Source organism: Cellvibrio mixtus subsp. mixtus J3-8 (assembly GCF_000766945.1).
Classification (GTDB): Bacteria; Pseudomonadota; Gammaproteobacteria; order Pseudomonadales; family Cellvibrionaceae; genus Cellvibrio; species Cellvibrio mixtus_A.
In genome coordinates, this window is sequence record NZ_KN266217.1 from 18,729 (window position 1) to 32,038 (window position 13,310).

Consider the following 13,310-nt stretch of genomic DNA (forward strand, 5'->3'; position numbering starts at 1 on the left):
CGGCTATTTATATTCGGCGGCAATTGCGATTGCGGTGTTATTGGTATCGCTGGTTTATCTTGCGGTGGACCAGCGTTTTATCTATTTATTAATTTATGCCTGGTTTGGTGTCGCCTACGGAATTTTTTTGCAGTACGGCCGTTTTTGTATGGCATCTGCCATTCGCGATTTATTTGCGATTGGTGTGCCGCGCATGGCCGTGGGCGTGCTTATCGCGATTATCCTCTACGCGATTATTTCTGCGTTTATCCAGGAGGCTGGCTTCAATAGTTTTCATGCGCACCCGTTGGGGTGGCATGTATTGATTGGTGGTGCCATTTTTGGTTTGGGTATGGTGTTTAGTGGCGGTTGCGCATCCAGCTCACTCTATAAAACCGGTGAAGGAAATCTGGGTGGTGCATTGGTTTTATTTTCCATTTCATTTTCGCAAGCCTGGTTTGTGAATGCGGGTGGCTGGTTAAATGCGCTGGTGCCGGAAACCTGGACTGCAAATGCGGCGAACGCACAAATGCCTGATGAACTTACTGTAACTGATGGCTGGTTTGATCAATTTACCGCAGGTTATTTATGGGAATTGACCGGCACTACTGCCAATACCTGGTTGGGGTGGGGCGAGAACCTTGCCAGTTATTTGATTGCCAATGCCGTGTTAATTGCGATTGCACCGTCGTTGATATTGTTGATGCTTTTGTATCGCTTTAACTACCGCAAAATTTTTGTGCGCCAGAACTCGCGTGAAGATGTTAACAACATTGCACAAAAAATTCGTTACGAGCTGGCGGGTATCTGGTCCATGTTTATCCAATCGCGCAATACAGCCATTGCCGGTATTGGATTGGGAATTCTTGCAGGTTTACACATGTTGCTCACAGGTGAGCTGCGCGAGTACTACAATATCTTTAATTTCGGTGAGCTGCTTGCGCAAATGGGGTATACCGATGGTTTGTCGATCCAGGACAGCGTGTTTGATCCCGGTTATTGGTATATCACTACGCAAGAAGCGCAATGGGGCGGTTGGGTATTGGAAAAATTGGGCATCAATATGATGGACAATATTTTCTTCGGTTTGGAAAACGGTTTGCCTAACCCGCTCTTAAATGCCCCGGGCATGATGTCCATCGGTATTATTCTGGGCGCGGCGATGCTCGCGAATATCACTGGCGAATTTAAATGGAAATGGCCCAATACTGAAACCGTGATACTGGCAGTCGTTGGTGGTGCATTGATGGGCATTGGCTCGCGTATTGGCATGGGTTGTAACATCGGCGCCTTTTTTGCGACTGTGACCAATGGCGATATTAGTGGTTGGGTATTTCTGGCAGGTATGGCGCTTGGCGGTTATGTTGCGGTGAAAGCCATCAAAGCCTGGATCGATTGGCAATTAGCGCGCACCGGTGCTGATTTTTAATATACGCCAAATGCAATTAATTATTTTATATTTATATGTTTTATATTTTCGTAATCGAAAATTATGACAGAGATAAAGAGGTAAACCATGGCTTTGAAATTAAAAGAAACAGTTGTATTTGAAGAAATAGAAGATGGCAATTTCAAACTGGATGTGCGCGGCTATGGGTGCCCGCACGTACAAATTTATACTGAAAAGGCACTGAAAAAAATCGACAGTGGCAAAGTGCTGACGGTGGTATTTGATAATCCATCCTCCGGTGAATCTATCACTTACTTATGTACTGCCAGTGGCGATAATTTATTTGTGCGCAATGAAGAGTCCGGGACATTTACCTGGTCAATTCGTAAAGCTGCATAGGATTACAGTATTAGATGAATTCCTCGCGCAAAATAATTCCGGCACTTGGCCTGGTAATTATGATCGTGGCAGTAGCGTTGTGGTGGTTTATTCCATCTCAGTCGCTGCCTGCGCGCGTTGGCAAAAATGAAACTGTTATTAAAAAAGAAACGATTGAACAACATACTTCCGATTCTGCATCACTATCACCCCACAATTTACAACCACAGGATGCGGTGGATGCTTTTCTGGCACAACATTGGAAAGATCCTATTTCGCCACAAGGCAAACCGCCTGCACATTTTTCCGCACACGAAGCATCGCTCGCACCGGAAACCTGCGGCCAATGCCATGTGCAGCAATACCAGGATTGGCAACACAGTTTGCACAGCAAGACTATGGGGCCGGGAATTTTATGGCAATTGCGCTTAATGACCCAGGCGGATGGCAATCAATGTATGAAATGCCACGCGCCACTCGCCGAACAAAAAGCATTGATTGCACAAGCGCAAGGTTGGCCCAATGCGCCGCAACAAAAACCACCTGCTTACGTTCCTGCTGACCTTGGCCATCAAGGTTTGGTGTGTGCATCGTGTCACGTGCGCAAACACCAGCGTTTTGGACCGGAGCCATTAAAAGAAATGGCTGCACAATTACCGCATGACGGATTTACCATTGCACCGGCATTTGAGGACAGCCGCTTTTGTGCAGCCTGCCATCAATTTCCGCAAGATGGTCCGCGCACCAATAATAAATTGCGCGAAGATACCTATGCACAATGGCAACAATCGGCATTTGCAAAAAATGGCCAGCAATGCCAATCCTGCCATATGCCGGATCGCAAACATCAATGGAAAGGCATTCATGATCAACGCATGGTAACCAATGCGTTAAGTACGCAGCTAACGCGCGATGGCAACCGGATTTATGTGGATATTATTAATAGCGGCGCGGGGCATTATTTTCCCACGTACATGGTGCCAAAAGTGATTGTGGAATTGCGTTATCGCGCTGGCAATGAAAAAAAATTCAGTGTGATTGCTACTGATACTATCGGCTGGAATGTAGATGTGTCGCTTGCGCAGGAACTGGCAGATACACGTATTCCCTCCGGGGCAAAGCGCCGTATCAGCGCTACCTTGCCAGCGGATTTTGATAGTAAAGGTACAATAGATATTTATCTGACCGTAAAACCGCGCGAGCATTATGAGCGCACATTTTTATCGGTGCTGGATCAACGCGATAAACTGGATGCTGAAACGTTAACCTTGTTACAGGCTGCTTATGATGAAGCGGTGAACACCCAATACCAATTTAATTTACGTACTTATTCGCTTACCGAAGAAAATTAAGAATATCGCCGGTGTGAGAAATTACATACAACAAACAACCGATACATCCGCCGACAATGGTGCCGTTGATTCGAATGTATTGCAGGTCTTTGCCGATATTCAGTTCAATCTGCCGCGACATTTCTTTGCTGTCCCAACTTTTTACGGTGTCCCTGATGTGTGTTGTTAAAAATTGCGCAAAATCAGGAGCCATTTTGGTTGCGGCATCTTCCATATGCAGGTTCAGAGATGTACGCAGGCTTTCATCTTCGGAAAGTGTTTTGCCCAGCCACTGGCCTGCATCGCTGATTTTTTGGTGCAATATCGAATTTTCATCCAGGCAGTCGTGTTTTATCCAGTCTTTTAAATCGCGCCACAAACCACCCATATAACTATTAAAGGTTGCATCGTCTTTTAAGTAGCGTTTAATTTCTTCCGCTTTGGCAAAAAAATCCGGATCAGTTTTTAACTTTTCAATAAATTCTGCCGTGTAATTATCAAACTTGGTTCGAATCGGGTGATCAGGATTTTCATTGACTTCATTTAATAATTGACTGGCGGCTTTGATGGCGATATCCGCACCGGTTTTTCCAACCCAGCCTGAAGGCAAGAGCTTTTCTGCCACGGGATGTTCTTCTTTCAACCACTCTACAATACCGGCAGCGATATATTCCTGGGTGCCTTCTTCACTTAATAAAATCGCAAATTGATTAATGCCTTCATTTAACAATGCCTGGTGCCGTTTATTTTTTGTTAGCACTTCCAGCAACAAACCGGCGGAATTGGAGAGATCAATTTTATCCAGCACCGCATGAATAGCGCGGGTAATAAATTTCTGTACGGCGGAATCTTCAATAAAATCGATAGTGCCGGCGGTAAAGCGGACCAGGTAGGCACCCAGCTTTTTGGTGTTGCCAGGTGCGATAAGCCAATCCGCCGCTTTTTTTGCCGGATCATGTTTCTGGATGAGGGCCACTAATGAATCCACATCCAGGAATTTATCGCGCACAAAAATCGCGAGGTTATCAGCAATTTTTTCTTTATTTTTGGGAATGATTTCGGTGTGTGCAGAAACGACAGGAATGGGAACTCGTTTAAACAGCGCCACTACGGCAAACCAGTCGGCGAGGGCGCCCACCATAGCGGCTTCCGATATGGCGCGGATTAATCCGACCCACCAAAGGGTGGCTGGTAAAAAAAGTGTCGTAATAAAAGTGAGCGCCGCAAACACCAGGAAATAGAGCGCCAGGCGTTTGGTTTTTTTTAATTCAATTTCTTTCGTCATTGGGCTCACTCCTTTTACACAACAGCTGGCACTTATTCAACAATGGCGATCGGGTGGTGGCTCCCAAAGGATTTAAAGCGTTTTTTCAAACGTGCTTCAAAGCCGGTCATATAAGAAAAGACAACAGGTACGACCAATAAGCTCAATGCAGTTGAGGTAATTAATCCGCCAATAACGGCAATTGCCATGGGTTGCCGGAAACTGGCATCACCGCCAAAGCCGAGCGCCAGTGGCAGCATACCGGCAATCATCGCCACACTGGTCATCAACACCGGGCGCGCACGTTTTCCCGATGCGTCAAGGATGGCGGCATTTTTGGATTCGTGCGGTTGCTGTAACGAAATAATGGCGAAATCAACCAGCAAGATAGAATTTTTGGTCACGATTCCCAGTAGCATTACCAGGCCAATCAATGCCGGTAATCCTAATTCAGAACCTGCAATCAGGAGCGCCACAAATGCACCACCGACCGAGAGCGGTACTGCCGATAAAATCGTAATGGGTTGTAACCAGTCTTTAAACAGCAACACGAGCACCGCATACACACAGAAAACGCCGGTGAGCAGGGCGATAATAAAACCCATAAATAAATCCACCATAATTTCCGCATCACCGCCTTCAATAAAGCGAACAGATGAGGGGAGTGATTGCATGCTTGGTAATTTTTTCGCATCGTCCAATGCAGTGCCTAACGCGTGGCCGCCGAGATCAGCAGAGATTGATACTTGTTGTTGTCGATCAATCCGTAAAATTTGTGACGGCGCGCTGCGCAACTCAATGGTTGCCACACTTTTTAAAGGTACCAATCCATTGTTGGAATGCACACGCAAATTCGCAATGGTATCCACATTCGCACGCATACCGGGCGGGAACATAACGCGAATTCCCAATTGGCGCTGGTCCAGGTTTAGTTTCGGTAAAATATGATCATAATCACCGGCTAACGCGATACGTAATGTTTCGCCAATCGCCTGGGTTGAAACGCCGCGCTCACTGGCCTGGATACTGTTCGGGATGACTTGTATTTCCTGTTGTTCAAGGCTGGCGGTGGAGGTCACTCCGCTTAAATATCCCAATTCGCGAATTTCTTTTTCAATGGCGCGCGCACTGGTTGCCAGTGCGAGTGAGTCATCGCCCGTCAATAGAATCTGGAATTTTTCACCCGGGCCGCCGGCACCCGCTGAATATTTAATGCCTGCGATAGATTCCAGTTGCGCGCGAATATTATTTTCAATTTCAGTTTGTGTCGGGCGCGACGCTGCAAACACTACCATCAAGGTTGCTTTACGCACTTCACCCAATGACATGCTGCCGCCGCCGCCATTGGCTGTTGCTGTGCCGACAGTGGTAAAGATTTGCGCAATACCGGGTATATCTTTAATTGCTTTACGCACCTCTTCAGCTTTTTGCTGGGTAGTAATAAAACTGCTGCCCGGCGGTGTTTCAATCTGCACGTAAGTCATTCCTTCATCGGATGCAGGAATAAAACCGGCAGGTAAAAATGCAACGAGACTCACCGACAACAAAAAAAATAGTGTACCTGCGGCAAGCGTCGTTTTGCGATGTAATAAACACCAATGTGCAGCGTTGAGATAAAGCGGTAAAAACTTTCCTTCTTTTTCTTCATGCTCAATGGGTTTCAATAAAAACACTGCTGTCATTGGTGTGATAATACGCGCAACCAATAACGAAATAAGTACCGCGATAACCAGCGTCCAACCGAATTGTTTAAACACCAGGCCGGGAATACCCCCCATCATCGCTGTGGGTAAAAACACCACGACTAAGGTGGCGGTGGTGGCGATTACTGCCAAGGCAATTTCATTGACTGCATCAATCGTCGCTTGCTTGATGGATTTTCCCATGCGCTGGTGACGCGCAATATTTTCCACTTCAACAATTGCGTCGTCCACCAGCACTCCAACTACGACGGCCATTGCCAATAAGGTAATGGTGTTGATCGAAAAATCTGCCCAGGACATAAACGCAAACGTTGGAATGATCGAGAGTGGCAATGCGATAGCCCCAATCAGCGTTGCACGCCAATCGCGCAGGAAAAAAAAGATGACCAGCACGGCGAGAATTGCACCTTCGTACAGCATGTTCATGGAGCCTTCATATTGCTCCAGGATTTTGGGTACGCTTGAACGAATTAAATGGAAAGAGACATCCGGATTTTGTATTGCTAATTCTTGCAGTGCCAGATCAATGTCCGCAGCCAATTTGGTTTCGTCAAAACCTTTGGAGCGCAATACTTGAAAACCTATTGCCGGTTCGCCATTGAGTAACGCCGATTGTGTTCGCTCTGCATTGGTATCGATCACTTGCGCGACTTGCCCGAGGCGTAGTGTTGCGCCATTAGCGAGTGAGATTGGAAGTTGTTCCAGTTCGCCAACAGTTTTCATTGTGTTAATGGTACGCACTCCTTGTTCCGAACCCCCTAGCTGGCTGCGGCCACCCGAATTTTCCTGCTGGATTTCTTTAATGGTTTTCGATAAATCCGTCGCTGTAACGCCCAGCGCATTGAGTTTTAACGGATCAACCAACACTTGTATTTCGCGGCTGACACCGCCAAGGCGAGTAAATTTTCCCACGCCGCGCACCGACATAATTTTTTTGCCAAGCGTGTTATCGACATACCATGACAATTCTTCTTCCGATAAATGGGGTGCGGAAACTGCGTAGGTAACGGTGGGATTATCTGCACCCAATTCGACTTTGCTAATTTGTGGTTCAAGCAAGTCCGGTGGTAAATCACTGCGAATGCTATCCAGTGCATCTTTAACATCGGCAACGGCATCGGATAACTTTTTCTCCAGGTCGAATTCAACCACGATTGAAACATTGCCGCGCGAAATAGTAGTGTGCGTGTGACGCAGCAATTGCAAATTTGCGAGTGCGTCCTCTACTTTGCGTGCGACTTCGGTTTCCAATTGCGTGGGCGCTGCGCCGGGTTGGTTCAATGAAACATTGACCATCGGCAAATCCAGGTCGGGGAAATCCTGCACGTTAAGCTGGTGGAATCCCCATAGGCCGGAGAAGGTTAATAAAATGAAAATCAGTATAGCCGCGCTGGGATTACGCAGTGACCAGGTTGCAAAATTCATTATTGGGCTCCAGTGGTGTGCGCGGTTTTCACTGCGATCTTGTCACCGTCATTTAAAAAACCTGCGCCTTCCCATACCAATACATCACCCGCATTAACGCCGGAAAGAATTTCAATTTCCTGCCCGACACGGCGCCCCAAAGTCACAAGAACTTGCTCGGCACTATTATTTTTTAAGCGAAATACCCAGGTTTTTCCGTCTTTGATGACCAGTGTGTCTGCGGGTGCGATGATCGCTTTCGCATTGCCGATCAGGATTTTTCCATCGGCATAGGTATTTACCGCGAGATCAGGCGATCCATCCAGAATCACACGTACTGTTGCGAGGCGCGAGTTGCTATTGAGTTGTGGTGAAACGCTGCGAATTTTTCCCGGCAGGGTTTTGTTATTCGCTACATTAATTTGCGCCAACATATTCGGTTTTACCCGATCCAGGTCTTCCGCATTAATTTGCACCACCCATTCGAGTTTGTGCTGGCGCAACAAGCGAAATAGTACTTCACCAGTGCCGGGCACTTTGCCCAATTCGATATTGCGCTCCAGGATTTTTCCATCATCGGGTGCGATTACCGTTGCATCTGCCAGCTTCACTTCAGCGAGTGTCACGGCGGCGGCGGCTTGATCGCGCGTGGCCATTGCAGTCGCTGCCTGGGTGGAAACCTGTTCAAATTCCTGTTCGCTTAATGTTTGTTTTATTTTAAGTTGTTCAAAACGTTTTAAATTATTAGTGGCCAGTTGCAAATTGGATGCAGCAAGCGCGAGATTGGCTTTTGCTTGTGCCAATTCTGCTTTTAACAAGCGATCATCAAAGCGCGCAAGCACCTGGCCTTTGCGCACACTATCGCCCTCTACCACTTTTATTTCCGTTGCCCCTATACCATTGGTTTTTGCGCTGATAATCGCAACTTCCCATGGCAATACTTCACCTTGCGCAGGAATAGAGACTGCCCAGTCGGCGGTTTTTGCTTCGGCCGTTGTAACCTGGGTTCGCGGTGCTTCGTTGTTTTCCGTAGTGGTGTCTGCTGCAAATGCAAAGGGGACAAATGTCATCAGGAATAAACCGATGGCCACAATAATATTCAGTACCAAGTGCTTGCAATCGCATTCATCCCGATCGTTGTAATTCGATAAAAACATGTTCATATCCTGGAATTTATAGCGGTTTGAGGTTGTCAGTGAGATATTTGAACGCGGAGTCAATCACCAGCTTTACGCGTTCTTCTGATTCAGCGGTGTTTTGTTGCAGATTAATAAGCGATGCGCCTACGACAATTGAGCGCAGGGTATGGAGAACACTTTCTTCAACTTGCCACCCTGAGTGCTTGATCAGCTCGCGCATTTTTCTACGGGTATCCAGGTCACTTTCAACAAACCATTCTGCAAGCGATGGATCTTCATCGGCGGCTACGGTGAGTGCCAGCATAAGGCGGGGAAACGTTTTGTTAATCGCGAAATGAATCATGAGTTCTTTTAGTGCGGCGAGGGTGAAGGGGTGGGTGTTCGGGCCGAATCGCGATTCAGTCATGCGCTTTTTACTCTCATCTACCACCGCCGTTAACAGATCAATGCGTTTGGGAAAGTGATAGGTGAGCAAGCCTTGCCGAACGCCCGCAAACTCGGCAACGCGAGTTTGGGTTAGTGCGTTAAACCCTTCCTCCACAAGGACCTCCAGGGCCGCATTAAGTATTTTTTCTTTAGTTTTCACCGGATTATTACCTGCATTCGGAATGGCATTTGATCTATTTAGGTAAAAATACCAAAAGTTGGTAAAAATACCAAATTTATTTTAGCGGGAAAAAATTTATCCTGGCCTACACGAAAGAAGTGCTGGCGGCGGCGGGCTCGAACATGGATGGGGCGGTGCAGAAGATGAATGCAAAGGCGGTGGGTGCGGGAAACGTGGGACGCCTGCAATAGTTATACGACCGGCCCCCGTTATCATCAAGCGGTCAACCGACAGCTACAGGATTTCGGTAGCTGTCGATATTCCTGGTTGTAATGCGGCGTCCGCCGGTGATTACCCGGCCTGGTGCGCGCGTATTGATTACGCTGCTGCGCCTTCCGGCAACATTACCATCCAGCCCACACCAAATTGATCGGTAACTTGCCCGTAAAGTGGTGACCAGAATGTTTTCGCAAGCGCCATATCCACGGTACCGCCCGTTGCCAGCGCATCAAAAACACGGTGCGCGTCTTCCGCTGTGGGAACGGTTAAGGTCAGGCGGAAACCACTAAAACTGGTTGCATCATCACAGCCATCGGAGGCCAGGATATTGACATTGCCGAGGGTAAAATCAGCGTGCATGATTTTATTTTCGAAACCTTCCTGCAACATACCTTCGGGAACCGGATCGGGACTTTCATTAAAACGCAACATCATGTTTACCGTTGCGCCCAAGTGTTGTCGATAAAAATTAATCGCTTCTTCGCAGCGCCCGGAAAAAAACAAATAATTATTCACGGTGGCTTTACGCAATGCGAGGGTCTGGCGCAATTGATCTTCCTGTTCGCGCACTTTGCCATCGGGATCTGCCACTGCAAAATCATCGATGGTGTAAAAGGTACGGATTTCGATATCGGATTCTTCGTCGTCCATTGGGTTGGGACATTTTTTTACCCACTCCAATGCTTCCTCTATGGACTTCACATTCCAGATCCAATAACCGGCAATTAATTCGTTGGTTTCTGTGAACGGGCCTGTAGTGACAACGCGCTTGTCGCCGCTAAAACGCACTCGATAGCCTTCTTTGCTGGGCTTGAGTCCATCCCCGGATTCCATAATGCCGGCGTTTACCAGTTCTTCATTATATTTGCCCATTGCGGTCATGAGCTCTTCTGTCGGCATTTTGCCTGCTTCTGAACCGGGGGATGCTTTAACCATTACCATGACTTTCATTGTTGTCTCTCCTATATGTAGACCATTGTTTAGGGTAGGGTTGATGTCTTCTACCCATAGTCGAGCCAACCGTTATTAAATCGACAATAGGAAAAAATATTTATTCCTGTTTGACAAACCCATAGCAACTCCACTGAGGGTTAACTCAATGAAGTTGTTCGGTGTTTTTATTGATGTCCAATATGTTTGTTAACAAATTTGATACTTTCTTCAAGCGTCTTTAATCGTGTTTCACTTTCCTGGAGATAGTGGTTTTCTTTGTCCAGCTCGATAAACGTGACAGGTTTCCTGGCCGATTTCAGTGCTGAATTCATGCGTTCAGACTGTTCAACAGGAACGGTTTGATCGCGTGTCCCGTGAATCAAGAGTACAGGTGCTTTAAAGTGTTGTGCAAAATTTACGGGCGAAACAGCCTCCAAAGCAGCGTTATCTATTGCTCCATTGGCGAATTGACGTTTCCAATAGCTGACAAATGCCCGGCAGGACCATAAACGGAATTACAGTGCGATCACCCTCGGCGGCGGCAGTTCAGGATTTATTTGTTGTGTAATTTTGTTTTGAAAATAACAACCGATGAACGCTGTAGAAATTCCGGTTCATGTTTGTTGGTTTGGTCTGGTAGCTGTTGATCGATAATATTCTTACCAGTGCAGCCCTGAACAGATTTGTAACAGCCTTGAGCGGGTTTATGGAAAACAATGACATGGGACTGGAAAAATTTTTCATTAGCAGGATCAAGTTGGATAGGCCGCGACATACAGAGCTCCGTTGTAAACAATAAATATTAAAGCGGGGGAAGGCGCTGATCGGCTTTCCTATACCGGGAAATTTGCAGTATAAAATTTTGTGTGACATTGAGTTGATAAGGACATTTGCAAGTAAGGGGCCAATGAAGCTTGGCGGGTGTAGCAAATAGAAAAATCAGGAAAAATGATAGTTGAGGCGCAACATTAGCAGTTTGGAACGACAACCATTCGGTAGCGGCGTTGAAGGAATGACATAAATTGAAATTCATACATAGCAAAAATAAAGTAATTCCAATACGTTTGTCACTTATCTATAAATAACCATCGGCATATTTCCTGTAATTATTGGTTTTTGATTATTTTTTTGCGTTTTATTTGAACATTCATTAATAGGAAACCGAATTAATAAATTGGCTTTTAAATTGCTTAAGCAAGAGAGGTAACGAAATTTTATTTTAACTCGCCGAAGGTAAGGAATACTTATGCCATCCCCTAATCTATTTGAACAACGCACAGCCGGTATTTTATTGCACCCTACATCCTTGCCTGGTTCGGAGAGTTATTGGGGTGATGAGCAGCAAAATGCTTCGGGGACTTTTGGAAAGGAAGCGTTTAATTTTGTGGATTTTATGGCCGCTGCCGGTTTAAGGGTGTGGCAGGTGCTACCACTGGTGCCTACAGAAGATAATTTATCACCTTACCAATCTTCATCGGTGCATGCGGGTAATCCGGATTTAATTAGCCTGGATGATTTGGCGGCGCGCGGCTGGATCGATAAAAATAATTTGCAACTGGATGAAAAGAGCCGGCAAGGCCTTGCTGAATTACGCCGTCGTTGTGCACCTTCATTTTTTCACTATCTCAATAGTGATGCTGGTACAGAAACGCGACAACAATTTGAATCTTTTCGCCAGCAGGAAGCATTTTGGCTTGATGATTTTGCATTATTTGTTGCACTGGGGCGCCGCTTCAACGGCAGTAGCTGGGTGGATTGGCCTGAAGCACTACGCAAGCGTGAATCGGGCGCACTGGAACAACAGAAAAACGAATTGCAGGATGATATTAATAGCGTTTACTTCGAGCAATTTTCGTTTTACGCCCAGTGGCTCACATTAAAAAATTACGCCAACCAAAAAGGTGTTGCGATTTTTGGTGATATCCCTATTTTTGTTGGCCATAACAGTGCGGATGTATGGGCTGCACAACACTATTTTTCGTTGGAGGAAAATGGCCAGGCACTCACCGTTGCCGGCGTGCCACCGGATTCATTTTCTGAATCCGGCCAGCGTTGGGGCAATCCACATTATCGCTGGGATGTTATGGAGCAAGATGGATTCCAGTGGTGGCTGGCGCGCTTCGGAACACAAAAAAAATTGTTTGATATTATCCGCATCGATCACTTCCGTGGTTTTCATTCTGTATATGAAATTCCCGGTAAAAATGAAGACGCCCGCGAAGGCAAATGGATCAAGACCCCGGGTGACGCGTTATTGCAAGCATCCTTTGATCGTTATCCGGATTTAAAATTGGTGGCTGAAAACCTGGGTGAAATTACGCAAGAAATTGAAGATTTACGGTTGAAATTCAATTTGCCTGGCATGTTGGTACTGCATTTTGCGTTTGAGAGCGATGATAACCAGCTCCAGCCTCATCACCACACCGAGCATAATATTGTTTATACCGGCACCCATGATAATGACACGACTGTGGGCTGGTTTAAGCAAATGAGTGATGAAGACCGCGAACGATTTGAACATTATGATTTCCAGTCTGACGCTGAAATGCCGTGGTTTTTAATTGATATGGCGCTCTCATCAGTAGCGAAGCTCGCCATTATTCCGCTGCAGGATTTTTTGGCACTGGATAGTGATAGCCGGATGAATATGCCGGGCACACCCGATAAAAACTGGCGTTGGCGCTTTTCATGGTCGCAGGTTGACCCTGGCCTTGCAGGTGCTATAAAACAGCGACTGGAAAAATATCAGCGCCTTTCGCAACCAGTATGATAAGCCAGACGATTATCGCGATCCTGGGCGTCCTGTCTGTATGGTTGAGCCAGGATCCGAAATTGCATCGCCGTAAATACGCTTGTTGGTTTGGATTGGCAGGGCAGCCGTTCTGGTTTTATATTTCCTACAGTGAGCAACAATGGGGAATATTTTTCCTGAGTTTTGTTTACACGCTGGCGTGGGCACGGGG

At 46.5% G+C, this 13,310-nt stretch carries 10 protein-coding genes and 1 pseudogene; 4 read left to right on the forward strand and 7 right to left on the reverse strand.

Annotated elements, in window-relative coordinates:
- The 3 genes from A596_RS21005 to A596_RS22410 all read left to right on the forward strand — a co-directional run.
- Positions 1–1,408: YeeE/YedE family protein (locus tag A596_RS21005; protein WP_039918698.1), on the forward strand; the 1,408-nt coding region annotated here is incomplete at its 5' end.
- An 87-nt stretch (positions 1,409–1,495) separates the two neighbouring features.
- The gene (locus tag A596_RS21010; protein ID WP_039918628.1) at positions 1,496–1,768 is read left to right on the forward strand and encodes a sulfurtransferase TusA family protein; all 273 of its coding nucleotides are present in this window, start codon (positions 1,496–1,498) and stop codon (positions 1,766–1,768) included.
- A 14-nt stretch (positions 1,769–1,782) separates the two neighbouring features.
- Positions 1,783–3,099 carry a multiheme c-type cytochrome gene (locus A596_RS22410; protein WP_052417766.1) on the forward strand — a complete coding sequence of 439 codons (1,317 nt, stop codon included), beginning with the start codon at positions 1,783–1,785 and terminating at the stop codon, positions 3,097–3,099.
- On the opposite strand, the gene A596_RS21020 is transcribed toward A596_RS22410, so the two are convergent.
- The 7 genes and pseudogenes from A596_RS21020 to A596_RS21050 all read right to left on the reverse strand — a co-directional run bounded on the left by A596_RS21020 (position 3,083) and on the right by A596_RS21050 (position 11,122).
- A complete protein-coding gene (locus A596_RS21020; RefSeq protein WP_039918630.1) occupies positions 3,083–4,363 on the reverse strand; it encodes a DUF445 domain-containing protein in 1,281 nt (426 codons plus the stop codon). The genes A596_RS22410 and A596_RS21020 overlap by 17 nt on opposite strands.
- A gap of 32 nt (positions 4,364–4,395) precedes the next feature.
- Positions 4,396–7,470, reverse strand: coding sequence for an efflux RND transporter permease subunit (locus A596_RS21025; protein ID WP_039918631.1), 3,075 nt, complete (start codon positions 7,468–7,470; stop codon positions 4,396–4,398).
- On the reverse strand, positions 7,470–8,606 hold the full coding sequence (locus A596_RS21030; RefSeq protein ID WP_039918633.1) for an efflux RND transporter periplasmic adaptor subunit: 1,137 nt from the start codon (positions 8,604–8,606) through the stop codon (positions 7,470–7,472). Before A596_RS21030 ends, A596_RS21025 begins: the two co-directional genes overlap by 1 nt.
- 16 nt (positions 8,607–8,622) lie before the next feature.
- Positions 8,623–9,174, reverse strand: coding sequence for a TetR/AcrR family transcriptional regulator (locus A596_RS22415; RefSeq protein ID WP_052417767.1), 552 nt, complete (start codon positions 9,172–9,174; stop codon positions 8,623–8,625).
- 339 nt (positions 9,175–9,513) lie between these two features.
- Positions 9,514–10,365 carry a YciI family protein gene (locus A596_RS21040; RefSeq protein WP_039918634.1) on the reverse strand — a complete coding sequence of 284 codons (852 nt, stop codon included), beginning with the start codon at positions 10,363–10,365 and terminating at the stop codon, positions 9,514–9,516.
- A gap of 167 nt (positions 10,366–10,532) precedes the next feature.
- Positions 10,533–10,802 (reverse strand): annotated as a pseudogene (locus tag A596_RS23910) (alpha/beta hydrolase family protein); the annotation flags it as partial.
- 98 nt (positions 10,803–10,900) lie between these two features.
- Positions 10,901–11,122, reverse strand: a complete 222-nt coding sequence (locus tag A596_RS21050; RefSeq protein WP_039918638.1) for a hypothetical protein — start codon at positions 11,120–11,122, stop codon at positions 10,901–10,903.
- Between the two features lie 471 nt (positions 11,123–11,593).
- Here A596_RS21050 and malQ point away from each other — a divergent pair, with 471 nt between their 5' ends.
- On the forward strand, positions 11,594–13,117 hold the full coding sequence (malQ, locus tag A596_RS21055; protein ID WP_039918639.1) for a 4-alpha-glucanotransferase: 1,524 nt from the start codon (positions 11,594–11,596) through the stop codon (positions 13,115–13,117).
- The last annotated feature ends 193 nt before the right edge of the window (positions 13,118–13,310 follow it).